The following is a 24,575-nucleotide window of genomic DNA, read 5'->3' as shown; positions in this document are numbered from 1 at the left end:
CGCGAGGGAACGTGTCATGAGCGAAATCGCCAGCGATTCGTCGCAGGGCGGAGACGGGCGCGTATCGATCGACACGCCGGCGGTGACAGACGTTCAGCGTCAGGTGGAGCGCATCCTCGCCAGCGCCGGGCTGAAGCGTGCCAACCGCTTGGCGGATTTCCTCGCCTATATCGTCGAGGAGACCCTCGAAGGGCGGCAGGATCGCATCAAGGCCTATTCCATCGGCATCGAGGTATTCGGGCGCGACACGGCCTTCGACCCGCAGCTCGATCCCGTGGTGCGCATCGAGGCCGGGCGCCTGCGCCGGGAGCTCGAATATTACTACCTCGCCACCGGCAGGGACGATCCCATCGGGGTCGAGATTCCCAAGGGCGGCTATGTGCCCCGGTTCTTCTATCGCGCGCAGGTGGCACGGCGTACCGAGTCCGAGCTGGCGCCCGCACATGGGGAACCGGCGGCGGAACTATCCCCTGCCGGCATGGACTGGCGCCGCTGGCGCTGGATCGCGACCGGTGCGGTCATCGCCTGCCTGTTCGCCCTCGTCTGGGCGGGCACGCGCATCGAGCGGGCGGCATCCGACGTCGCCGCCGGCGAGTCCGCGCAGCCGGCAATCCTGCTGCTGCCCTTCGCCGATCTCGGCGGCGGACAGGACATCGGCTTGCGGGCCGTGGCGATCTCCGACGAGTTGAAGGCCCGTCTCGTCCGGTTCAGGGAGGTCACCGTCATCGCGCCCGAGAGGCCGGGCACGCCCGATCCGGCGAAGTGGCCGGCGGCGCGGTACCTGCTGGATGGCAGCGTCCGGGCCGACGATTCGCGCGTCCGCATCACCGCCCGCCTGATCGACCGCACCAGCGGCAGGATCCTGTGGTCCGACGTGTACGATCTCGACCCAAAGGCGTCGGACGTCATCGCGCTGGAGCAGGACATCGCCTCCCGCGTCGCCACGGCCGTGGCGCAACCCTATGGCGTGCTGTTCCGCTCCGCCGAATTTGCGCGCGACGACCGGCCGCCCGCCGAGCTGTCCGACGGTTATCAATGCGCGCTGAAGTTCTATGAATATCGCAAGGCGCTCAGCGCCGAACTCCACGCCGGGGTGCGGACCTGCCTGCAGCGCAGCATCGCGGCAACGCCGGGCAATGCGACGGCCTGGGCCATGCTGTCCTATGCCTATCTCGACGAGGATCGCTTCGGCTACCACGCGACCCCGGGGCGGCCACCGGTGGAAAGGGCGCTGCGGGCAGCCCAGCGGGCGATCCAGCTCGATCCCGCCAATGTGCGGGCGCTGCAGGCGATGATGACGGCGCTGTTCTTCAATCGCCAGCCGCAGGAGGCCCTGCAATATGGCGAGCAGGCCTATCGCCTCAATCCAGACGACACCGAGCTGCTCGGCGAATATGGGAGCCGGCTCATGCAGGCCGGCGACCATGCGCGCGGCATGGCGATGATGCAGGAGGCGCTGACCCGCAATCCGGGCGCGACGGACCTCTATTCCGGCCTGCTGGCGCTCGGCGCCTATCTGGAGGGCGACGATGCGCGGGCGCTGACGCTGATCCGCCGCGCCGATTTGCAGAACTTCCCGATCTACCACTTCGTGGCAACGCTGATCTTCGCGCGCAACGGTCTCGCGCAGGATGCCGCCAGCAGCCGCGAGACCTTCCTGAAGATGCGGCCGGCCTTCTTCACGCAGTTCGATGCGGAGCTCGACAAGCGCAACTTCAATGCCGCTGACCGCGCCAAGATCGCCGCGGACGCGGCGACCGCCGGCTTCCCGGTCGCCCCGCCGCGGGACCTGCGCGCCTATTGAAGCGGATCGCGCAGGATCGGGCAGGTCATGCAGTGCCCGCCTCCGCGTCCGCGGCCGAGCTCGTCGCCCTCGATGGTGATGACCTCGATGCCCGCCTTGCGCAGCTTGGTATTGGTGTAGGAGTTGCGCTCATAACCCACCACCAGGCCGGGGGCGAGCGCGACGACGTTATTGCCGTCGTCCCACTGCTCGCGCTCCTGCTCATAGCTGTCGCCGCCGGTGGTGACGATGCGCAGCTGCTGCACGCCGAGTGCCTCTGCCGCGACCCCGCCGCCGTCCTCGGTCAGGAACGGGCGATCTTCCACCGTGTAGTCGACATCCTCCTCATTCTCACCCGGCCGCAGGCTGTAGCAGGTGATCTGCTCGCACACGTCGAGGAAGACGTTGGCGACGTCGCGGTCGCAGAGCGTAAATACTGTGTCGAGATGCATGGCCGCCCGTGACTTCGGCATCTGGCAGGCGACGACCCGTGTTGCCGCCTCGCCGATGAATAGCGAACGGGCGAGCTGGCCGACCGCCTGCGGGGTGGTGCGCTCGCCCATGCCGACGAAGACGGTGCCGTTGCCCACCGGCATAACGTCGCCCCCTTCCAGGGTCGAAGGGCCGAAATCCTCGTCCGGGTCGCCCCACCAGACCTTGAAATCGCCGTTCCGGAACTCGGGATGGAACTTGTAGATCGCGGTAACCAGCAGCGTCTCCGGCCGTCGTGCCGGCCAGTACATCGGGTTGAGCGACACGCCGTTGTAGATCCAGCAGGAATTGTCGCGGGTGAACAACGTGTTCGGCACCGGCGGGATGACGAAGCCGGTCTTCTCCAGATAGCGTCCGAACATGCCGTGCGGCTCAAATGGCAGCTCGAAGCGGGCGATGCCGCCGACGAGATGCTCGGCAAGCTTGGCCGCCGGCAATTCGTCGAGCCAGTGGCGCAGCTCCTTCAGCATGCCCGAGCCGACGTGGTTCGCCGTGATGCGCCGGTCGAGCACCCAGTCGCGCGCCTCCTTGATCTCCAGCGCGCGGGCGAGCAAGTCGTGGAATTCGAGCACCTCGACGCCAACCTCCCGCATCTTGTTGCAGAAGTTGAAGTGCTCCTTCTGTGCCTCCTGCACCCACAGCACGTCGTCGAACAAGAGCTCGCGGCAATTGCCGGGGGTGAGCCGCTTGTGGGCGAGGCCGGGCCGGCAGACCATGACGGTCCGCAGCACGCCAGCCTCGGAGTGAACGCCGAACTGCCTCATGACGATGCTCCCTGAGAGACGCCTTCGGCGTAGGCGATGCCGTCCGCCTCGGCCGTGACGGTGGTGCCGGCCGTGCCGGCGATCATTCCGGAAAGGTCCTTCAGCGAGCCGATGCAGGCGCGCTTGCCGGTCACGGTGGCGAAGCGGCAGGCCGCCTCGACCTTCGGGCCCATGGAACCGGCCGGGAAGGAAAGGGCGGAGAGCGCCGCCGGCGAGGCGCGGCGGATGGCACGCTGGTCCGGCGTGCCCCAGCCCACATAGATGGCGTCGACATCGGTGAGGATGGCGAGAATGTCGGCGCCAAGCTCGCGGGCGAGCAGCTCGGTGGCGAGGTCCTTGTCGATGACGCATTCGACGCCGACCAGCTTCCGCTCCTCGCCGGGCGCGTACATGGTCGGGATGCCGCCGCCGCCGGCGGCGATCACCACCGTGTTCTGCTCCAGCAGCCAGCGGATCGGGCGCAGCTCGAAGATGCGCTTCGGCATAGGGGAGGGCACGACGCGGCGGAAGGAATCGCCGTCCGCCTTGAAGGTCCAGTCCTTCTCCGCCGCGATGCGGTCGGCATCCTCCTTGGTATAGATCGGGCCGATGAATTTGGTGGGGTTCTTGAACGCCGGGTCGGCCGGGTCCACCTCGACCATGGTCAGCAGCGTCGCCAGCGGGCGCTCGAAGGGCAGAAGGTTGCCGAGCTCCTGCTCGATCATGTAGCCGATCATCCCTTCGGTCTCGGCGCCGAGCACGTCGAAGGGATAGGTTTCGACCTTGGCATAGGCCGCGCCCTGCAAGGCGAGCAGGCCGACCTGCGGTCCGTTGCCGTGCCCGACCACGAGCTTGTGCTCCATTGCGATAGGGGCCAGCGCGCGGGCGGCGATGGCGACGTTCTCGCGCTGGTTCTCGGCGGTGAGGGCCTGCCCCCGCCGCAGCAGCGCATTGCCGCCCAGCGCAGTTACGATGAGCATCGCCGTCACTCCCCGAGCGTGGCGACGAGCAGCGCCTTGATGGTGTGCAGGCGGTTCTCCGCCTGCTCGAAGGCGACGTTGGCCTCGCTCTCGAACACCTCGTCGGTCACTTCGAGCCCGTCATGGATGTCGAACTTCTCGGCGATGTCCTTGCCGACCGTGGTCTCGGTGTCGTGGAAGGCCGGCAGGCAGTGCATGAATTTCACGCGCGGATTGCCGCTGGCTGCCATCAGCGCTGCGTTCACCTGGAAGGGCTTCAGGAGCTTGATGCGCTCGGCCCAGACCTCCTTGGGCTCGCCCATCGACACCCAGACGTCGGTGTGGATGAAGTCGACCCCCTTCACCGCGGCCTGCGGATCGTCGGTGATGGTGAGCTTGGCGCCGTAGCGCTTCTCGAGGTCCCGGGCGATGGAGACGAACTCGTCGGAAGGCCACAACTGCTTCGGTCCGGCGATGCGCACGTCCATGCCCATCAGGCAGCCGGCGATCATCAGCGAGTGGCCCATATTCGAGCGGGTGTCGCCCACATAGGCGTATTTGATGTCGTGCACCGGCCGGTCGGAATGCTCGCGCATGGTCATCACGTCGGCGAGCATCTGGGTCGGGTGGTATTCGTCGGTCAGGCCGTTATAGACCGGCACGCCGGCATATTTGGCGAGCTGCTCGACGCCGGTCTGCGAGGATCCGCGATACTCGATGGCGTCGAACATGCGCCCGAGGACGCGGGCCGTGTCCTTGAAGGATTCCTTGTGGCCGATCTGTGAGCCGGCCGGATCCAGATAGGTGACGTGCGCCCCCTGGTCGTGGCAGGCCACCTCGAAGGCGCAGCGCGTGCGGGTGCTGGTCTTCTCGAAGATCAACACCACCTCCCGGCCGTTCAGGTGCTGCTGCTCGGTGCCGGAATATTTCGCCCGCTTCAGGTCGCGCGCGAGGTCGAGCAGATACTGGAACTCGCGCTGGGTGTAGTCCTGCACGGTCAGGAGCGAGCGGTTTCTGAGGTTGAACGACATCAGTGCGTCTCCTTGAAGGACGGGCTGGCGGGCGCCTGGTGACGGAGCGAGGGCGCGGCGCGGGCGGTGAGGTTGTGGCGCTTGATCCAGACGAAGACCGGCAGGCCGCTCATCAGCAGCAGGAAGCCCCAGAACACGACTTCCGCGCCAGCGCCGTAGATCGCGCCGATGGAGAACAGGAAGGCTATCGTCGCGAGTGCGACCAGCCCGCCGATGCGCGGCGGCGGGCGGTAGCGGATCGGGTCGGTGGCGTAGAGAACGAGCTCGACCAGCGCGCAGAAGATGTAGGGGACGAGGCTGGTGAGCGTCGCAAGCAGGATGATGAAGGTGAACTGCTCGACCAGATCGCGGCTGCCGTTCATCGCGATCAGGATGCTGGAGAGCAGGCTGGAGACGATCAGCGCGTTGACGGGCGTGCCGGCGGGCGAGGCCTCGCCGAGGAAGGCGGGGAAGGTGCCGTCGCGGGCCGCGCCGAAGGGCACCTGCCCGGAGAGCAGGGTGAAGCCGTTCAGCGTGCCGAAGGTCGAGACGATGGCGCCTATGGCGATGGCGGAACCTCCGACCGGCCCCCATAGCTGCTCGGCCACCAAAGCGAGCGGCGCGGTCGAGGCGCCGAGCACGGCGGGCTGCACGGTGCCGAAGGCGACGATCGTCACGAGGATGTAGAGCGCCGCCGCGAAGCTGGTGCCGAGCACCGTGGCGAGCGGGATGGTACGGCCGGGATTGGCGACGTCGCCCGCCGGCACCGTCGCCGATTCGAGACCGAGAAAGGCCCAGAGCGTCAGCGCCGAGCAGGCGGCGATGGCGGCTACCGGGTCGAGCCCGCTCGGATTGAGCGGCGTAAAGCGGCTCCCGTCGACCGCCGCCAGCCCGGCGACGACGAGCGCGAGCAGCGGCAGCAGCTTCAGCACCGTCGTCGCCACCTGCACGATGCCGGCGATCCCCACGCCCCTGATATTGACGAGGGTGAGCGCCCACAGCGCCGTCAGCCCCACGGCGAGACCGGGCAGGCCGCTCGCCGCGCCGGGCACGAAATGGCCGACATAGCCGGTGAAGGCGACCGCCACGCCGGCATTGCCGGCCCACAGCGCGATCCAGTAGCCCCAGGCGATGAGGAAGCCGGCGAACTCGCCGAAGCCCGCACGCGTATAGGCATAGGGCCCGCCGGTCTTCGGCACGAGCCGGGCCAGGCGGCCGAACACGATGGCGAGCGCGATGGCGCCGATCGCGGTGACAATCCAGCCGGCAAGCGCCATCGGCCCGTAGGGCGCGAGCGAGGCGGGCAGCAGGAACACGCCCGAGCCGATCATGTTGCCGACGACGAGGGCCGTGCAGGCTAGGAGGCCCAGCCTGCCCTTTTTCGTGCCGCTTGAGCTGAGCATGACACGGCTCCCTCAGAGCGGGCTGATCTTGCCGATCCAGATCAGATAGAAGGCGAGCACGGCGAAGCCGGCGATCACGGCCGCCACGATCAGGTCGCTGCCGGTATAGGGCCGCACGCCGCGCTGGCGGCAGGCGATGGCGTAGACGATCAGTCCGGGCACGAAGAGCAGCGTCGCCATCAGCAGGTATTGCAGGCCGGCGGCGTAGACGAGCCAGAGGCCGTAGAGCGTGGCGAGGAGGCCGACGATGAGGTCGCGCCGGCGCTGCCGGTCCTGGCCCTGGTAGCCTTCCCCGCTCAGGGCCAGCTTCAGCGCATAGGCGCCGGAGAAGACATAGGGCGGCAGGATCGCCACCGAGGCGATGAAGTAGAAGAAGTTGTAGGCATCCTTGGAGAAATAGGTCAGCACCAGGAAGGCCTGCACGCACAGGTTCGTCACCCAGAGCGAGTTGATCGGCGCGCCATTGCCGTTCTCGGCCGAGAACCAGCGCGGAAAGGTGCCGTCCTTGCCGCAGGTGTAGGGAATTTCTGCGCTCAGCAGCGTCCAGCTCAGAAAGGCGCCGCCGACCGAGATGATCAGGCCGAGATTGATCAGCCCCGCGCCCCAGGGGCCGACGACATGCTCCAGCACGCCGGCCATCGAGGGCACCTTCTGTCCGGCAAGCTCGGGCTGGCTCATGATGCCGACCGACAGCAGCGAGACGAGGACGTAGATCGCCAGCGCCCCGGCGAAGCCGATCACCGTGGCGCGCCCGACATCCGAGCGCTTGGCGGCACGGGCGGAATAGACGCTCGCCCCCTCGATGCCGATGAACACCCACAGCGTGACCAGCATGGTGCTCTTCACTTGATCGAGCAGGCTGCCGAGCCCCGCGCCGTCACCCGTCCCCGCACCCATGTTACGGAAGGCGGCGAGGAACAGGTCGAAGTTGAAGGCGACGATGCCGATGAGGATGAACAATAGCAGCGGCACCAGCTTCGCCACCGTGGTGACGACGTTGACGAAGGCCGCTTCCTTCACCCCCTTGAGGATCAGCCCGTGGATGCCCCACAGCGCCAGCGAGGCGCCGACGATGGAGATCACGTTGTTGCCGTCGCCGAAGATGGGCGCGAAGTAGGACAGCGCCGAGAAGATGGCGACCGCATAGGCCACGTTGCCGAGGAAGGCGCTGATCCAGTAGCCCCAGGCGCTGTTGAAGCCGATGAAGTCGCCGAAGCCCGCCTTGGCGTAGGCGTAAGGCCCGTTATCGAGGTCCGGTTTGCGCAGCGACAGGCCCTGATAGACGAAGGCCAGCATCAGCATGCCAGCCCCGGTGATCAGCCAGCCGATGATGATCGCAAGCGGCGAAGCGCCCCGCGACATGTCGCTCGGTAGGTTGAATACGCCACCGCCGATCATCGAACCGACCACGAGGCCGATGAGGGGGAGAAGGGTGAGCTTGCCGGCCGTCGGCGTCGCGGGAGAGGAGATGCCGTCGAAGGAGGCTTTAGCCGTTGCATCGGACATGTTGGTACGCCCTCTGGGCGCCGGCGCGAGGTTCGTACATATCCCCCGCGGAATGCCGCTCCCTTCCGGGGCTGCCGGCGCTGAACGGAGCCAGCAGAGCAGCGGGGCCACGCGACCTGAAGTATCTTACCGTATGTTACGCGGCCGAGCCCTCCGATCCGCGGCGCGAACGGCCCGGATTGCCGGCGCAGGCGCCCGATCGCCCAGCCTGAGTCGAACACATCGACAGTGCAGGCGAAGCTGGGCGAAGACGGTCCAAAGCCGGCGAATCACGCGTTGCTCGCCCGCCGCTCGTGGCGGGCCGCTATCCGGTCGGCGATCATGAACGCGATCGGATTGCCGACGATCGAAAAGAGGCCCCTGCGAGGATCAGATCCCGCCGGTCTCGGGGACGAGCTGCAGGCGCACGCCCAGCTTCGCGAGGATGAAGGAGAATTCGCCGATCTGGGCAAGGCTCGCCAAGATCAGCACGGCGGTGGCGAAGGGGTGTCCGAACAGCATCCACACCGATACGAAGACAGCACGGCGAAGGTGTCCCGCAGCGGCAGCGATTCCTCGGCGGCCCGCCGGCCCGGCGGGGTTCGTTCCATGCGTTCAGGGCATCACCGTCCGGGCCCATGCCTCACGCAATGATCGCGAAGTCGTCGGCCGTCAGGGTCGGCAGGTTCGCCAGCTTTACGATCGCGACCGCGACATCCCCGCCTTGCCCGTCGGCGTCCCAGCGCAGCGCGCCGTCATCCGTGTCATAGAGGAACACGCCCTCGGAAAAGCCGTCCGATGTCGGGCTCGCGCCCACGATGAGATCGATCGTCCCGCCGGCGACGAGGCCGCCGCCGAAGGCCGAAGCGTCGATCTCGAGCGTGTCGATGCCGTGCTCGAAGTCCCTGATCCTATCATAGCCGCCGAGCGACGGCGCCAGCTTGAAGCCGAACACGTCGGCGCCCGCGCCGCCGTTCAGCGCGTCGTCGCCGGCCTCGCCGAACAGGCGGTCGTCACCGTCGCGGCCTTCCAGCGCATCGTCGCCGGCGCGGCCATAGAGCGTATCGTCCCCGCCATTGCCGATCAGGCGGTTGCGCACCGCGTCGCCGACCAGCGTGTCGGCGCCCGTGTCGGAGCCGAAGACGTTCTCGATGCTGAGGAACTGGTCGCCCTTGGCGAGGCCGCCATTGGCGAAGGAGGCGTCGAGATAGACGAACACCGCGCCGACGTCGCTGTAGTCGACCGTGTCGATCCCGGTGCCGCCGTCCGAGAAGTCGCCCGCCTCGGAGGCGAGGAAGGTATCGTTGCCGCTCTGGCCGAAGAGCTGGTCGGCACCCTTGCCGCCGTCGATGACGTCGGCTCCGTCGCCGCCGAAGATGAAGTCGTTGCCGGCGAGGCCGTAGAGGAAATTGGCGATGTCGTTGCCGCTGATCGCGTTGTCGAGCGAGTTGCCCTTGCCCCGCACGGCGGTGGAGCCCGTCAGGATCAGCTCCTCGACATTGGCCGACAGCGCGTAGGTGACGGAGGACTCGACCCAGTCGAAGCCTTCGTCGGCCTTCTCCTGCACCACGTCGAGGCCGGAATCGACGACATAGGCGTCGTCGCCCGTCCCGCCGATCAGCAGATCATTGCCGCGTCCTCCGTCGAGATGGTCCTGGCCGCCGAGGCCGACCAGCCGGTTCGCGCCGGAGTTTCCGGCCAGCCAGTCGTCATGGGCGCTGCCGCGCAGATTCTCGATGTCGATCAGCGTGTCGTTGCCGTCGGGGCCCGAGGAGGAGCCGCCGGTCGAGCCGCCGACGGCATCCGTCAGCGTCACGATCACCGAGCCGGAGGCCTCGGCATAGTCGGCGGTGTCGATGCCCGTGCCGCCGTTGAGCGTGTCGTTCCCGCCGCGTCCGCGCAGCCAGTTGCCCAACTCGTCGCCGGTCAGCGTGTCGGCATATTGCGAGCCGGCGAGGCCCTCGATGTCGTAGAGCGTGTCGTTTCCGTCCGCACCCGCCGACACGCCCCGGGCGCGCCCGTTGACCACGCCCGTCAGCGTCACGGTGACGGCGCCGGTGGCGTCGGCATAGTCCGCCCAGTCGAAGCCGCCATAGCCGATGATCACATCGTCGCCGCCGCGTCCGCGCAGCCAGTTGTCATTGGTGTAACCCTTCAACTGATCGGCGAAGCTGGAGCCGGCGAAGTTCTCGATGCTGGTCAGGTTGTCCGAACCATCATTGGCGGGCCCGCTGAAGCTGGCATAGCCACGGCCTCCATATCTCAAGCTGGCGTAGACCGCGCCGCTGGCTTCGCTGTAGTCGGCCCAGTCGGAACCGGCGCCACCGTCCAGGGTGTTTGATCCCTCGCGTCCGCGCAGCCAGTTGTCGCCATCGTCGCCCGTCAACCGGTCGGCATATTGCGAGCCGGCGAGGTTCTCGATGTCGATCAGCGTGTCGGCGCCATCCGCCCCCGAGGAGGAGCCGCTGGCCAGCGAGACCGTGACTCTGTCGGCGGCATCGCCGTAATCCGCCCAGTCGGAGCCCGCGCCGCCGTTCAGAACGTCGTCGCCGGCGTTTCCGCGCAGCGTGTTGGCGCCGTCATCGCCGGTCAGCACGTCGGCGAAGGTCGATCCGGCGAGGTTCTCGATGTCGATGAGCGTGTCGGCGCCGTCGGCGCCCGAGGAGGTACCCCGGGCGTGCCCGTCGACGACGCCGGTCAGCGTCACCGTGACGGCGCCGGTGGCCTCGACATAGTCCGCCCAGTCGGAGCCCGCGCCGCCGTCCAGCGTGTCGTTCCCGCCGCGCCCGCGCAGCCAGTTGTCGAGGCTGTTGCCTTTCAGGCTGTCGGCGCCGGCTCCGGCGGCGACGTTCTCCACGTCGATCAGCGTGTCGGTTCCCTGCGACGTCGTGACCACGGTGGTGAAATGGCCGTTCACCGGCTCGGGAAGAACCAGCGTCATCGTCCCGGAAATGTCGCCGAAGTCGGCCCAGTCGACGCCAGCGCCGCCGTTCAGTGTGTCGTTGCCGGCCCCGCCGTTCAGAATGTCGTTGCCGGGCCCGGCATCCAGCGTGTCGGCGCCGGAGCCGCCATAGAGATGATCATTGCCACCCCCGCTGGTCAGCGTGTCGTTGCCGTCATCTCCGTAGAACCAGTCGTCTCCGTAATACCGGTTGTCGCTGGCATCGCTGGAAAGCCGGTCGTTTCCTGCCCCGCCATGGAACGTATAGCCATAGACCGGAGAGCCGACGCTGTTCCCGGAAATCTGGTTGTCGTCCGCCGATCCGTTGACGACCACATCCTTGTTGGTGCCGCCAACAGAAAATCTCGTCACACCAGAGGCAAGATTATAGGTAACGGGGTAAGTGTAATAGTCGTAGTAGATACCGATCCCGTTCTTGGTAACCGCGACTGTCTCTGGTCCGAGCAGGCCGTCTATGTAGATGCGGGTATCTGGCTGCACCGCGTCTATTGCAGCCTGGATCGTGGGGTAGTGGTCGGGCACGATGATTCTTGCAGGCGTCCAGAGAGACATGTCGTGATCTGCTCTTTGAATTCAGGGCGCGTGCCGTTGAGTATGCCGCCCTTCGCAGATGCACACTACCGTTGTTTGACGGCGTTCGAATGAATTTCGTTTTCGCCGACCACGCATCGTGCGCGTCGTTGGCAGGCTGATCGACCGTCGAGCGGTCGCGGCGCCAGAGGCGATGGGGAGGCTCAGTCGCAGGTTACCGCTCAGCCGGGTGGATCGACCTTGATTCCCTTCGGCCCGACCTCGATCTGCATGGTGTTCTGGTCGCGCTCATAGGCCTGGTAGGCGAGGACGCCGACGACGACGGCGAGAACGGCGATCACGGCGTAGAGGACGGTGCGGCTCATCCGGCGGGCTCCTGTACCCGCGTGATGCGGGCGGTATGGGAACCCGCTGGAGGCTCGCCGGTTCCAGCTATGGCGCTTCCATGCCCTGTCCACGCGGCCTGCCGGGTTGACAAGGCCTACACGATGGAAGCTGCTTGCGCCGCGCGACCACAACGATGCCGCAGCAGGGAGGAAAATCATGAACACCGTCGAGCGGAATTTCGCCTCACTTCCCCTCAAGGACCCCGCGCTTCTGCGCCAGCAATGCTTCGTGAACGGGGGCTGGTCCGGCTCGCCCGCCATCGACGTCACCAACCCGGCCACCGGCGGCGTCATCGCGCGGGTGCCGAAGTTCGGCGCGGAGGAGACGACCAAGGCGGTTGAGGCGGCCTCCGCCGCGTTCAAGCCCTGGGCGGCGAAGACCGCCAAGGAGCGCTCGATCGTGCTGCGCCGCTGGTTCGATCTCATAATCGCCAATCGTGACGACCTCGCCTTGATCCTCACCTCCGAGCAGGGCAAGCCGCTGGCCGAGGCGAGGGGCGAGATCGACTATGCCGCCGGTTTCGTCGAGTTCTATGCCGAGGAGGCCAAGCGCATCGCCGGCGAGACGCTGCCGAGCCATCGCGCCGATGCGCGCATCCTCGTGCTGCGCCAGCCGACCGGCGTCGTCGCGGCGATCACGCCGTGGAACTTCCCGGCGGCGATGATCACCCGCAAGGTCGCTCCGGCTTTGGCGACCGGCTGTACGGCAGTCGTGAAGCCGGCAACGGAAACGCCGCTCACCGCGCTCGCGCTCGCGGTGCTGGCGGAGCGGGCCGGCCTGCCGGCCGGCGCGCTGAACGTCATCACCGGGTCCGCCTCCGCCATCGGCGGTGTGCTCACCACCCATCCGGCGGTGCGGCTGGTGAGCTTCACCGGCTCCACCGAGATCGGCAAGCTGTTGATGAGCCAGTCCTCCTCGACGGTGAAGAAGGTCGCGCTGGAACTCGGCGGCAACGCGCCCTTCGTCGTCTTCGACGATGCCGATGTCGACGCGGCCATCGAAGGGGCCATGCTCTCGAAGTTCCGCAACATGGGCCAGACCTGCGTCTGCGCGAACCGCATCTATGCGCAGTCCGGCATCTACGATGCCTTCGTCGAGAAGCTCGCCGCCGCCGTCGCCAAGCTGAAGGTCGGAGACGGCACGCAGGACGGCGTCACCCAAGGGCCGCTGATCAACGCCGCCGCGGTGGAGAAGGTGGAGGCGCATCTCGCCGATGCGGTCTCGAAGGGTGCGACCATCGTGTCCGGCGGCCGTCGCCACGCGCTGGGTGGCACCTATTTCGAGCCGACCGTGGTCTCCGGCGTCACCCGCGAGATGGCGGTCGCGCGCGAGGAGACCTTCGGGCCAGTGGCCCCGGTGTTCCGCTTCGAGACTGAGGCGGATGTGGTGGCCGCCGCCAACGATACCGAGTTCGGCCTCGCTGCCTATTTCTACTCGCGCGACGTGGGACGCGTCTTCCGCGTGGCGGAGAGCCTGGAATACGGGATCGTCGGCGTCAATTCGGGCCTGATCTCCACCGAGCTCGCGCCGTTCGGCGGCGTGAAGGAGAGCGGCATGGGGCGCGAGGGCTCGCATCACGGCATCGACGAGTTCGTCGACAAGAAATACGTGCTGGTCGCCGGCCTCGCCTGACGCACGGTTTCTGCGCGCCTCCACTGCAGGATCGACTTCATCTTACCGAGCGTCGGGGTTCGCCCCGGCGCTTTTTGTATGTCGGCATACGTTCGCATATGGCGCACAACGTTGCGTCATGAAGTGAAGATGCATAACGACGTCGATTGATGGTTCGCCTCTATATTAAGTAATGGTTTATTTTTACTGATTGCTCGAGCTTAGACTCGTGACCATACGTAAGCAAAACATTACATATTCGTCAGTTGAAACATTCCGTAATCATGCTACTTGTCGATAATATACCGTGCACCACGGTATATGTCGCTCGTCGAAATTACGAAACGTAAGATCTACTTTCGATTGAGTGACCTGACGTGAGGCCGGCAGCCGTCGGCGTCGCGGCGGTGGTGCGCGTGTCGGCGGGCAATACCCGAAATGCTGAAGCGGCCGGACCAGAAGAGCCGCGGGTCTGATGAGGTCGAGGAAACATCATGGAAAGCAAGGACGTCTCCGTCCGCCCCTGGGAACCCTGGTTCCAGCTTGCGTGCGGCATTCTCTGCATGGCGATGATCGCCAACCTTCAATATGGCTGGACGCTGTTCGTCGACCCGATCGACGCCAAGCACCATTGGGGGCGGGCGGCGATCCAGACCGCCTTCACCCTGTTCGTGCTGACCGAGACTTGGCTGGTGCCGGTCGAGGCATGGTTCGTCGACCGCTACGGCCCGCGCATCGTCCTGACCTTCGGCGCCGTCATGATCGCCATCGCCTGGGTCATCAACTCGCAGGCCTCGTCGCTCTTCATGCTCTATGCCGGCGCCGTGTTCGGCGGCATCGGCGCCGGCTCGGTCTACGGCACCTGCGTCGGCAACGCGCTGAAATGGTTCCCCTATCGCCGAGGCCTCGCCGCCGGCGCCACCGCAGCCGGCTTCGGCGCCGGCGCCGCGCTCACCGTCGTTCCGATCGCCAACATGATCGCCAGCAGCGGCTATGAGCAGGCCTTCCTGTGGTTCGGCATCGGCCAGGGCGTCGTGGTGTTCATCGCCGCGCAGTTCCTCTATCCGCCCAAGCAGAAGGTGGCGCCGCCCAAGAAGGCGACCGGCCTGCCGCAGAGCAAGGTCGATTACCGGCCGGCGCAGACCGTCACCAAGCCGGTGTTCTGGCTGCTTTATCTGATGTTCGTGATGGTCGCCTCCGGCGGCCTGATGGCGGCGGCGCAGATCGGCCCGATCGCCCACGACCTCGGCGTCGCCGACGTGCCGGTGAACCTGCTCGGCCTGCAGGCTGCCGCGCTCACGCTCGCCATCTCGCTGGACCGCATCTTCGACGGCTTCGGCCGCCCGCTGTTCGGCTACGTCTCGGACCGCATCGGCCGCGAGAACACCATGTTCATCGCCTTCGGCACCGCCGCCTGCGCGCTGCTGGTGATGGTCTTCCACGGTGCCAATCCGGTCGTCTTCGTGGTCGCGACCGCCGTCTTCTTCGGGGTGTTCGGCGAGATCTACTCGCTGTTCCCGGCGACCTGCGGCGACACCTTCGGCTCGAAGTTCGCCGCGACCAATGCCGGCATGCTCTACACCGCCAAGGGCACGGCGGCCCTGCTGGTGCCGCTCGCCAGCATCCTGGCGGCGGCGAACGGCTGGTACGCGGTGTTCGCGGTCGCGGTCGGGCTGAATGCCTGCGCGGCCCTGCTGGCGCTGTTCGCGCTGAAGCCGCTGCGCGGCCGTTTCATCGCCCGCTCGGGCGAGCAGGCGACGGCGGAGACGCCGAGCCCGGCGTCGGGTGTGACGGCGCACTGAACTCCAGCGTGGAGTGGCGTAGCCTCGGCCCCGGAGCGATCCGGGGCCTTTTTCTTGGCTCAGCCATAGAGCTCCGCGCGGCGGTCGCGCAGATAGGCGTTGACCGCGACGGCCTTGGCGATCGTGCCGAAATCGAGATCGGCGAAGATGATCTCCTCGCCGCCACCAGCCAGCGCGATAACCCGGCCGTCGGGTCCGGCGACGCAGCTCTCGCCGTAATAGTCGAACACCGCATCGCCGCCGCAGCGATTGGCATAGGCGACGAACAGGCCGTTCTCGCAGGCACGTGCCGGCACCAGCACGCGCGAGGCGGCTTCGCAGGGCGGCATGTTTGCCGTCGGCACGAGGATGAGCTCGGCGCCCGCCAGCGCGAGGGTGCGCGCGGCTTCCGGGAACTCGACGTCGTAGCAGATCAGCATGCCGATCCTGACTGTCCGGCCGGTGCGGGGCAGGGCAAGCACCGCCACTTCGCCGAGCGTTTCGCCGGCTGCGAACATCTCGCGGTCGACGGCACCGAACAGATGCGTCTTGCGATAGCCGAGCACGGATCGGCCTTCGGCATCGACGAGAAGGGCGGCGTTATAGACGCGCCCGTCGCTCCCGCGTTCGGGATAGCCATAGGCGAGCGCGATGTGGTGCTGCCGCGCGATCGCCGCCGCCCGGCGTGCCGAGGGGCCGTCGGCCGGCTCGGCATGGCGCGCCGCCGCCTCGCGGCCGATGGCATAGCCGGTGAGGAACATCTCCGGCGCCACCAGCAGGTCGGCTCCTCCGGCGGCGGCATGCGCGGCCGCCGCCTCGAGGCGGTCGAGATTGTCGGCCGGCGCATTGGAGGGGGCGCCGGCGGTTTGCAGTAGCGCAAGGCGCATCAGAGGCCGCGCCGCGCCTGCAGTGCCGTCACCGACATGCAGAAGATGTCGAACAGGACCTGCGCCGCCGCATGGGCGGTGTTGGAGGTCGCGTCATATTGCGGGGCGACCTCGACGACGTCGCCGCCGACCACGTCGAGCCCGTTCAGCCCGCGCAGGATCTCCAGCACCTCGCGCGAGGTGAGCCCGCCGATCTCCGGCGTCCCGGTGCCCGGCGCGAAGGCGGGATCGAGGCTGTCGACGTCGAAGGAGACATAGACCGGCCCGGTGCCGAGCACCTCGCGCGCCTTCTCGATGATCGCCGGCACGCCGAGCCCAGTGACCTCCTCTGCATGGATCACCGTCATGCCGCTCTCATAGGAGAACTCCCACAGGAACTCGGCGCCGCCGCGAATGCCGATCTGGATGGTGCGCTCGGGATCGAGCACGCCGTCGAGCACCGCTTTGCGGAACGGCCCGCCATGGTGGAACTTCGAGCCCTCATAGACTCCGCTGGTGTCGCAATGCGCATCGATATGCAGCATGCCGACCGGGCGCTTCTCGCCGACCGCCTTCAGGATCGAGCCGGTAATCGAGTGATCGCCGCCCACCGCGAGGGGGATCACCCCGGCCGCGACGATCTTCTTGAAGAAGGCCTCGATGTCCTCGTGGCAGTCCTCCAGCGAGAAGCGCGAGCGGAACGGCACGTCGCCGATGTCGGCCACCCTGGCGTCGGCCGCCGGCACCATGCGCAGCACGTGCTCATAGGGACCGATCCGCTCGATGGCGCGCACCGCGCGCGGCCCGAGCCGGGCGCCGGCGCGGTTGGTGACGCCGAGGTCCATCGGCACGCCGACGAGAGCGACGTCGAGATCGCCGAAATCGGGCAAGTCGGGCACGTCGGGCCGATAGGGCGCGTCGAGCAGGGTCGCGACGTTGGCCCACGGCCAGACCCGCTTGTCGCCCCCTTTGAACTGGAGATCGGCGACCCGCTTGAAGGCGGGATCGAAGATCACTCCGCCGGGAATGTCGCCATACTTGGCCCGGAGACGGCCGAGCTTGTCCTGATCCGACATGATGCGTCCTGCGCTGCAACAAGGAGAGCGCGAGCCTAGCCGGCGCGGGACGGCGAGGGGAGTGGAATTTCGGATGAGCCTGCCGCCGGCCGAAGGCGGCTAGGTCCCGATGGCGACCTGCGGCGGCATGTTCGCCGCCTCCTCTCCCTGCTCGGTGTAGACCCATGCCTTCTTGGCGGCGAGATCGTCCGTCTGCCCGTCCGACAGCGCCTTGATATAAGGCTGAGGGACGAGGAACTTGGTGTTCTGCACCTTGCGCAGCGGCGTGCCTTCCTCCAGCAGCCGCTTGCGGATGGTGAGCGCCCGTGTCACGTCGTCGAAGATGTACAGCGCCATCGCGGCGGCGTTGTTCTGGTGGGGGTGGCCCTGCGTCAGCGCGACCCGCAGGGTGTTGCAGAACACGAAGATGGCGACCTGGTCCTCCTGCAGGATCGAATCATAGAGCGCCACGGTGATCTCCGGCCGCTGCAGTTCGCTCTGTAGCGTGTGCAGCTTGAGCCCGTGGTTCGGGTCGGTCGCCGGCATGTCCTTCAACTCCATCCAGCTCGCATAGAGGTTGCGGATGGTCGCCAGATAGCCGGTGATGCGGTGGACGGCGTCGTCGCGGGTGCTTGCCGCGTGACCGTAGAGCACGCCGAGATAGGCAAGGGCGCCGGCCGCCACCGTGGCGAGCGCGCCGATGACGGCGCCGGTGAAGCCCAGCCAGTTGGCCAGCGCGTCGCTGTTGATCGCGACCAGCAGCCGATTCCAGAAGGTGGCGGCCAGGATGAAGCCGAGGCCGAGGCCGAACGCGACGCAGAGGCCGCAGATCACCGCCAGCCGGACATTTTCCTTCATCGGAGCTCCTTCCACGCGCCGGACCATAACAGCCGGTCGAGGCCCCTCCGATCCGCAAAGGACCAAAAGGGCAGTTTGTTGATTGCCGGCGGGGGGCCGCCTGCCGCACCATGCGCATGGGAGCTGGTGGACGACCACTGTCTCCGCCATGGGAATGGGACAGTGACAAAGATAGCGCAGATCGATTTCGTCGAGATCAAATCCACCAGTTTCAAGGAGAGTTGGGACGAGACATCCATCTGGGCGCCGACGCTGCCGTGCTTCATCGTGCGCGTGACGGCGGAGGACGGCACCAGCGGCTATGGCGAGGCGATGAGCCAGACCTGGTACTACGGCGAGACCTCCGCGCAGATCCGCGCCTGTCTCGATCTCTATGCGGCCCGCCTCAAGGGCACGGACGCAACCAATCTCGCCGCCGCCAACCACGTGATGGACATGGCCTATTCGGGCGGCATGCCGGGTGGACGCACGGCGCGCGCCGGTGTCGACGTGGCGCTGCACGACCTGCTCGGCAGGCTGTGGGGCGTTCCGGTCTCGGCGCTGCTCGGCGGCGCGCGGCGCAAGACCATGGACCTCATGACCAACCTCTACCACAAGACGCCCGAGGCCATGGCCGCCGCCTCCGAAGAGTTCGTCAATCGCGGGTTCAAGGGCCTCAAGATCAAGATCGGCGACGTGATCTGGAAGGAGGGGCTACAGGCCGATTCGGTGGCGACTGAGGTCGGCTTCCTCGAGGCGGCGCTCGACGTTGTGCCGCGCGACTTCTTCATCGACGCCGACGCCAACCAGGCCTGGACCAATCCCGGCCTCGTGGTGCGCCGCCTGGAGCGCTTCGCCTCGGCGAGCAACCTCTCCATCGAGCAGCCGCTCCACTACGCCAATATCGAGGGCCATTGCGACATCCGCCGCCGCTCGACCTTGCCGGTGATCCTCGACGAATCCGTCTGGTCGCCCGAGGCGGCGATGGAGGTGGTCCGGCGCGGCGCCTGCGATCGTATCGTGCTCAAGGTCAACCGCGTCGGCGGCATGACCAAGGCCCGCGATGTCATCGCCATTTGCGAGAGCGCAGGCGTCGGGGTCAGCATCGACACCAGCCCCTGCTCGCTGCTCGGCGATACCGCCATCACCCATGTCGCCATGACGACGCGGCAGCAATATCCGCTGTGCTGCGATGGCCACGAGACCTTCATCAAGCTCGCCGATCCGACCGTCTTCACCGGAGGCGTCGACATCAGCAAGGGCTATGCCGAGCTGCCGAACGCGCCGGGCCTCGGCGTCGAGGTCGACTGGGAGAAGCTGCAGAAGATCGCGATCTGACGCCGGACCCGGGAGGACGCGCCCGCCCGTTCGGGCGCGCACCTCGTCATTTGGCCAGCGGGAAGGCCAGAACGCCGTTCGTATAGGTCTCGACGAGGACGCTGAACGGCGTTCCATCGGGCAGCGTCAGGATGGCTCTCTGCTCCAGCAGGAACGGCGGCAGGGGGAGGGGGGCGTCGCTGGCGGGTTCGGCGGCCTTCTTCATCTCCCAGCCTGCCGGCACCGGTTCCCAGAGCAGGGTGGTGGAGAGCGTCTGCCGACGGAACGCCAGCGGCTGCACGACACGCCCGAACGACGTGTCCGTGCTGTCGAGCTGCTGGTTCATCTCGGGGGTGAGCAGTGCCGGCACATACCAGTTGTCGGCCTCCGAGAGCACGCGATCCCCGCACCGGAGCTTCACGCGGCGATAGCGCACTGGCTCGTCCGGCGTCACCTTCAGCGCCTTCCGCACGCCGGAATCGGCCGCCTTGTCCACCCCCGGCACCCGTTCGGCGACGATCTTGGAGCCCTCCGGCGCCAGACGATGGGCGGCGCACCACTTGTCCAGCGTGAGCGTCGCGCTCGGATTGCGCGAGAGGTCGAGCTTCAGGGCCTGCAGATAGGCGAGGGCAGAGAGCCGGGACGGGAGGGTGTCCGGCCAGGTGGACGCCGGCGGCGGCTCCAGAGCATGGAGCGGCAGGGCGAGGAAGGCGAGGAGGCCGGCGGAGATCAGGGTCTTTCGGGACAGGGCGGAGAGACGCGAAGCGATCACGGACATGCTTTCTCGGCAGGGATCGGAGCGCCTAGGGCACCACACCGGCCGCGGACGGGCAATATCGCGATGCGCGGGGCCGTCAGGACGCCAGCCGGGAAAAGGCGGAATAGAACGTCTCGAGTATGTCGATCATTGCCAGCGTCGTGCTGTCCGAGACGTTGACCTGGCCGCCATCCATGTTCGTCAGGATTCGTTCGTCGAACGCGGACACCGCGGCATTGGCGAGCTCGACGTCGACCTTGCCGTGCAGGTTCGCGCTCTGGACGACCGTGGCTACGGCCGCCAGCATCGCCGCCTTGAACTCCAGAGCCGAGCGGTTCGCTTCCCGGATGGCGATGGAGCCCCATGAGCCGTAGCAGCGGGAGAAAGCGTTGAACACGTCGAGGATGCGCCGGCGATCCTCCACTTCTGAATCGGCGTCGAGCGCCTCGAGGCTCTGCACGCGCCGATCGCGGGCATCGGAAACGTGCCGTTCCGAGAATTCCAGGAGGCGGACCGCGTGATGAAACCGCGTGACAGGTGCCGCCACCATGCTCAGATCGCTGGAAAGGCCGAATAGCTGCTTGCGTTCCTGGTCGGGCACGTCGGCGAAGCGGGGAGCGGGTGGAAACGGAACGCGCAGCAATATGTCGTCCACGGCGCCTCTTTCCCCTATTCGCCAAGGGCGAAGGCTAGCCGCAACGTAAGCGGTGCACAACTATTGGAATAATTTCGTAATATTCGACAATAGGCGCATGGACCCGTGTTGATCGGCTGCCTAGCTCCGCAGACATTCCATAAATTATGCAACTTAAAATTGTATCTATTTAAAGCGCGCGCGAATGGGGAAGGGGAAGACGCTCGAAGCAGGCGCCTGACCGTAAGCAGCCTGTCGGGCAACTCCGATGGTTCGATATCCACACGCTTTGCCGCAGTGGGCAAAGGGCGCCGATAGGCAAAAAGCGGCGGCTCAGGCTTCGAACCGCCGCCATCCGCTTACTGGACCGGCTCGATCTCGCTCGGGCGCCAGCTCTTGTCGAAGAAGGAGGGGAGCGGGCTGTAGAGACGCAGGATCGTGAACCAGCCCTTTTTGGGGTCGGTCTGGATCCAGTTGCCGCGCGCGACATCTTTCGGCTGGGCGGGACCGAAATAGATCGTGGTGGCGCCGGAACTATCCGCTTCCGCCGCCGGTGACGGGTAGCTCTGGCTGCCGGCGCGCGGATATTTCTGCGGCGTCTGCAGCATCGAGCGGGTCTGGTTGTCGTAAAGCGTAAACGACCAGAACGCTTCGGCCGGGATACCCTTGGGCAGGGTCACCCTGTAGGTCTTCGCGCCGTCGAACGGTTTGCCGTCGGCATCGAGGAAGCCCATCAGATATTGCGAGCCCACGCCGGGGATCCGCATGATCATGCCCGGCGAGTCCAGCGTGTAGGCGTAGTAAAAAGCCGTGCGCGAATCGAGCGTGCGGGCGCCGGTCGGCGGCAGGGGCTTGAAGACGCCCTTCTCGAACACCGGCGGCGGCGTCTCGAAGAAGGCCCCGCCTTCCCACAGCATGTTGCCCCACTGCGAGCCCTCGTAATAGGCCCAGTCGGGGTGTCCCAGCGCATAGCGCCAGTTGAGGGCCCTGCCGGTCGCCTGCCCGACCGCGGCGGCTTCCGAGAGGATCTTCTTCATTCGCTCGTCCGGCTTGAACGGCTTGCCGTGCACGATGCCGATGGCGGCGAGCTGGCCTGCGAGCTCCACGTCGTAGCTGGTGGCCGGCTCGTTCTGGACGTTCTCGTTGATCAGCTCGAAGAAGCCGTAGTCGCTCGGCGGGATCGTGTTGAAGGAACGGCCGGTGCCTTCGATGAATTTCGTCTCGGGGATCTTCGGCTCGCCGGCGATCCGCACGGATCCGTCGAGGGCCTGGGCGATGCTGGAGCCGAAGCTGCCCGGCTGGTAGGGATAGACCTTCATGCTGCGCTTGATGTTCTCGACTGCCGGCTTCGGGTCGTTGCCGACCAGATTGGCGCGCGAGGCATAGAGCGCGAAATTGGTCTTCGAGCGGGCGACGAAATAGCCGCCCTCGGGCAGCGGACCGTCATAGTCGGGACCGACGATCAGGTATTTTCCACCGAGTCCGCGATCCGGCCCCGGCGCGCCTATGTCGATGATCCAGGAGAACCACATGTCGTTGATCGTGCCGATGCCGCCCGACGGCTGCTCGATCACCATCGGGCCTTTGCTGAGGTCGAGGCCGGTCATGTAGTAGACCGTGTCGGCATTGGCGGTCAGGAACAGCGAGGCCGAGTCCATCAGCTCCGAGAAGATGACGACATCGCCGGGCTTCGCGCCGATCTCCTGGAAACCCTTGACGAGGGCGAGCGCCGAGGCCCCCCGGAAGCTGTTGTTGTAGACGTTGAGCGCGCGGGTGAAGTCCAGCGTGTCGTAGACCTTTTGCGCCGTTTCCTCCGTCGGCACCCCGTCGCGGAAATCGAGCTTCCCCGCGCGCGTATCGACCGTGCCCGGCGCCGACAGCGATTTGACGGTTTCGGGGGAGACGTCAGACAAGGCAGGGCCCGCTGCGAGGAGGAGGGCACAGCTACCGAACAAAATTCCACGGACCATCGGTCATCCTTTCCATCGGCTCACGGCGATGGAAGCCGCCCCCTCAGCCGTGCGCCGATCTGTCGAACTCATTTGCGGATTCGCCATTGCCACCATAGGAGCACGTAACGGTGTCTGGTTCTTGACATTTTGTGCCAACCCTTGGGTCGGTTGACGGGACCACCTTACCAGTCTCGTCGCCACTTTTCTCGTCGCAAGCGCCGCGCGAGGCCGTTCCAGGAGAGGCGCGCACGGCTTCTGGCGAGGTACAAGGCTACGCGATCCGGATTGGCTTGACGCCTGCTCCGCAATTCGCGCGGACCACGTCCAGTTGCTGTTCGCAAGGCACAGGAAACCACCTGGTCGTGGATGACCGGGACTGCCGACACAGATGCTTTGAGGAGGCTGTGGCGCGCCGACCAAGGCGAAACTGCGAACACTTATGTTGTTGAGTTCGAATGGGTTAGTATATCTTGGAAGTGCGCGCCGATTTTCGTGACGCACGCCACAGCCGCAGCTTCGACATCGTCGACCAGCGAGTCTAATAAACGTCAAGATAACGAAATGGGCAGGCACAAACAGCGTCGACACACGTCGATTCCGCCCGCCCCCTACGCCCCATACATCCCTTTATACTGTTCGCGCAGGATGTTCTTCTGCACCTTGCCCATGGTGTTGCGCGGCAGGTCGTCGACGAAGATGACGCGCTTGGGCAGCTTGTAGCGGGCGAGCCGCCCCTCCAGCGCGCCGATCACCGCCTTCTCGTCCAGCCCCGCGTCGGAGCGGGCGACCACCACCGCCGTCACGCCCTCGCCGAAATCGGCGTGCGGCAGGCCGATCACCGCGCTCTCGACGACGCCGTCCAGCGCGTCGATCTCGCTCTCGATCTCCTTCGGATAGACGTTGTAGCCGCCGGTGATCACGAGATCCTTGCCGCGCCCGACGATGTGCACATAGCCGCGCTCGTCGATCAGCCCGAGGTCGCCGGTGACGAACCAGCCGTCGCGGAACTCGCTCGCGGTCTTCTCCGGCATGCGCCAGTAGCCCTTGAAGACGTTCGGTCCCTTCACCTCGATCATGCCGATGGCGCCGGCGATCAGCTCACGCCCGTTCTCGGGGTCGGCGACGCGCACGCTCACCTCCGGCAGCGGAAAGCCGACCGTGCCGGCGCGGCGTTCGCCCTCATAGGGGTTGGAGGTGATCATGCCGGTCTCGGTCATGCCGTAGCGCTCGAGGATGGCGTGGCCGGTCTTCGCCTTCCATTCGCGGTGGGTTTCGGCGAGCAGCGGCGCCGAGCCGGCGATGAAGAGCCGCATATGGGCGCAGGCCTCGGGCGTGAGCCCCGGCGACTTCAGGAGACGCGTGTAGAAGGTCGGCACGCCCATCAGTACGGTCGCGCGCGCCAGCAGCGTCAGGATCAGCTCGGGATCGAACTTCGGCAGGAAGACCATCGACGCGCCGGCCACCAGCGTGACGTTGATGGCAACGAACAGGCCGTGCGTGTGGAAGATCGGCAGGGCATGGATCAGCACGTCATCGGGCGAGAAGCGCCAGATGTCGGCGAGCGCCTGCGCATTGGAGGCGAGATTGCCGTGGGTGAGCATGGCGCCCTTGGAGCGGCCGGTGGTGCCCGAGGTGTAGAGCAGCGCGGCGAGGTCGTCCGACCCGCGCGGGACATCCGCGAACGTCTCCGCCGCCGCATCGGCCGCCTTCGCCAGCGAGCCGCGGCCCTCGCCGTCGAGGGTGAGCAGATGGCGCACACCCGCCTCGCGCGCCACCGGCGCGAGCGTTCCCGCCTGCGCCGGATCGCAGGCGAACAGGACGGGCTCGGCGTCGCCGAGGAAATAGCCGATCTCGGCCGGCGTATAGGCGGTGTTGAGCGGCAGGAACACCGCGCCTGCGCGCACCGTGCCGAGATAGGCGAACACTGCCTCGAGGCTCTTCTCCACCTGCAGCGCCACCCGGTCCCCCGGCTTCACGCCGAGCGCCACGAGGGCATTGGCATATTGCGCG

18 protein-coding genes and 1 pseudogene are annotated in these 24,575 nt (G+C 66.7%); 4 read left to right on the top strand and 15 right to left on the bottom strand.

What is annotated here, in order from left to right; all coding sequences use genetic code 11:
* The first annotated feature begins 16 nt into the window (after window positions 1-16).
* Window positions 17-1,804 (top strand): hypothetical protein, encoded by a 1,788-nt coding sequence (locus U742_RS0116855; RefSeq protein WP_038362000.1) that lies wholly within the window; start codon window positions 17-19, stop codon window positions 1,802-1,804.
* Here the strand turns inward: U742_RS0116855 and U742_RS0116850 are convergent.
* The 8 genes and pseudogenes from U742_RS0116850 to U742_RS23425 all read right to left on the bottom strand — a co-directional run bounded on the left by U742_RS0116850 (window position 1,798) and on the right by U742_RS23425 (window position 11,733).
* Entirely contained in the window at window positions 1,798-3,039 is a 1,242-nt protein-coding gene (locus U742_RS0116850; RefSeq protein WP_029355107.1) for an arginine deiminase, read from the bottom strand. The genes U742_RS0116855 and U742_RS0116850 overlap by 7 nt on opposite strands.
* Window positions 3,036-3,998 carry a carbamate kinase gene (arcC, locus tag U742_RS0116845; RefSeq protein ID WP_029355106.1) on the bottom strand — a complete coding sequence of 321 codons (963 nt, stop codon included), beginning with the start codon at window positions 3,996-3,998 and terminating at the stop codon, window positions 3,036-3,038. The genes U742_RS0116850 and arcC overlap by 4 nt, the downstream gene beginning before the upstream one ends.
* A 5-nt stretch (window positions 3,999-4,003) precedes the next feature.
* Complete coding sequence (locus tag U742_RS0116840) at window positions 4,004-5,008, bottom strand: ornithine carbamoyltransferase (RefSeq protein WP_029355105.1); 1,005 nt, start codon at window positions 5,006-5,008, stop codon at window positions 4,004-4,006.
* Window positions 5,008-6,390 (bottom strand): amino acid permease, encoded by a 1,383-nt coding sequence (locus tag U742_RS0116835; RefSeq protein WP_038361997.1) that lies wholly within the window; start codon window positions 6,388-6,390, stop codon window positions 5,008-5,010. Before U742_RS0116835 ends, U742_RS0116840 begins: the two co-directional genes overlap by 1 nt.
* 12 nt (window positions 6,391-6,402) lie before the next feature.
* Window positions 6,403-7,896, bottom strand: coding sequence for an arginine-ornithine antiporter (arcD, locus tag U742_RS0116830; RefSeq protein WP_081853072.1), 1,494 nt, complete (start codon window positions 7,894-7,896; stop codon window positions 6,403-6,405).
* A 305-nt stretch (window positions 7,897-8,201) separates the two neighbouring features.
* Window positions 8,202-8,462 (bottom strand): annotated as a pseudogene (locus tag U742_RS23000) (sodium:proton antiporter); the annotation flags it as partial.
* Between the two features lie 56 nt (window positions 8,463-8,518).
* Window positions 8,519-11,389, bottom strand: coding sequence for a beta strand repeat-containing protein (locus U742_RS0116820; RefSeq protein ID WP_081853071.1), 2,871 nt, complete (start codon window positions 11,387-11,389; stop codon window positions 8,519-8,521).
* 200 nt (window positions 11,390-11,589) lie between these two features.
* Complete coding sequence (locus tag U742_RS23425) at window positions 11,590-11,733, bottom strand: hypothetical protein (RefSeq protein ID WP_197028284.1); 144 nt, start codon at window positions 11,731-11,733, stop codon at window positions 11,590-11,592.
* Window positions 11,734-11,911: 178 nt separating this feature from the next.
* On the opposite strand from U742_RS23425, the gene U742_RS0116805 reads away from it, so the two are divergent.
* Window positions 11,912-13,387 carry an NAD-dependent succinate-semialdehyde dehydrogenase gene (locus U742_RS0116805; protein WP_029355101.1) on the top strand — a complete coding sequence of 492 codons (1,476 nt, stop codon included), beginning with the start codon at window positions 11,912-11,914 and terminating at the stop codon, window positions 13,385-13,387.
* Between the two features lie 473 nt (window positions 13,388-13,860).
* Window positions 13,861-15,168 carry an oxalate/formate MFS antiporter gene (oxlT, locus tag U742_RS0116800; protein ID WP_029355100.1) on the top strand — a complete coding sequence of 436 codons (1,308 nt, stop codon included), beginning with the start codon at window positions 13,861-13,863 and terminating at the stop codon, window positions 15,166-15,168.
* A gap of 59 nt (window positions 15,169-15,227) precedes the next feature.
* Here oxlT and U742_RS0116795 read toward each other — a convergent pair whose 3' ends face one another.
* From U742_RS0116795 to U742_RS23420, 3 genes are all read right to left on the bottom strand, one after another.
* The gene (locus U742_RS0116795) at window positions 15,228-16,034 is read right to left on the bottom strand and encodes a carbon-nitrogen hydrolase family protein (RefSeq protein ID WP_029355099.1); all 807 of its coding nucleotides are present in this window, start codon (window positions 16,032-16,034) and stop codon (window positions 15,228-15,230) included.
* Window positions 16,034-17,089 (bottom strand): agmatinase, encoded by a 1,056-nt coding sequence (speB, locus tag U742_RS0116790; protein WP_029355098.1) that lies wholly within the window; start codon window positions 17,087-17,089, stop codon window positions 16,034-16,036. The genes U742_RS0116795 and speB overlap by 1 nt, the downstream gene beginning before the upstream one ends.
* Window positions 17,090-17,188: 99 nt before the next feature.
* Window positions 17,189-17,926 carry a hypothetical protein gene (locus tag U742_RS23420; protein ID WP_029355097.1) on the bottom strand — a complete coding sequence of 246 codons (738 nt, stop codon included), beginning with the start codon at window positions 17,924-17,926 and terminating at the stop codon, window positions 17,189-17,191.
* Between the two features lie 162 nt (window positions 17,927-18,088).
* Here U742_RS23420 and U742_RS0116780 point away from each other — a divergent pair, with 162 nt between their 5' ends.
* Complete coding sequence (locus U742_RS0116780) at window positions 18,089-19,243, top strand: mandelate racemase/muconate lactonizing enzyme family protein (RefSeq protein ID WP_029355095.1); 1,155 nt, start codon at window positions 18,089-18,091, stop codon at window positions 19,241-19,243.
* Window positions 19,244-19,289: 46 nt separating this feature from the next.
* Here U742_RS0116780 and U742_RS0116775 read toward each other — a convergent pair whose 3' ends face one another.
* The 4 genes from U742_RS0116775 to U742_RS0116760 all read right to left on the bottom strand — a co-directional run.
* The gene (locus U742_RS0116775; RefSeq protein WP_029355093.1) at window positions 19,290-20,000 is read right to left on the bottom strand and encodes a hypothetical protein; all 711 of its coding nucleotides are present in this window, start codon (window positions 19,998-20,000) and stop codon (window positions 19,290-19,292) included.
* A gap of 76 nt (window positions 20,001-20,076) precedes the next feature.
* Entirely contained in the window at window positions 20,077-20,634 is a 558-nt protein-coding gene (locus U742_RS0116770) for a hypothetical protein (RefSeq protein WP_029355092.1), read from the bottom strand.
* Window positions 20,635-20,972: 338 nt separating this feature from the next.
* On the bottom strand, window positions 20,973-22,526 hold the full coding sequence (locus U742_RS0116765) for a DUF1254 domain-containing protein (protein WP_248310399.1): 1,554 nt from the start codon (window positions 22,524-22,526) through the stop codon (window positions 20,973-20,975).
* Between the two features lie 647 nt (window positions 22,527-23,173).
* Window positions 23,174-24,575: malonate--CoA ligase (locus U742_RS0116760; protein ID WP_029354399.1), on the bottom strand; the 1,402-nt coding region annotated here is incomplete at its 5' end.

This window comes from Allobosea sp. 117 (genome assembly GCF_000702305.1).
Lineage (GTDB): Bacteria > Pseudomonadota > Alphaproteobacteria > Rhizobiales > Xanthobacteraceae > Ancylobacter.
This window is presented reverse-complemented; position numbering and strand designations above follow the sequence as displayed.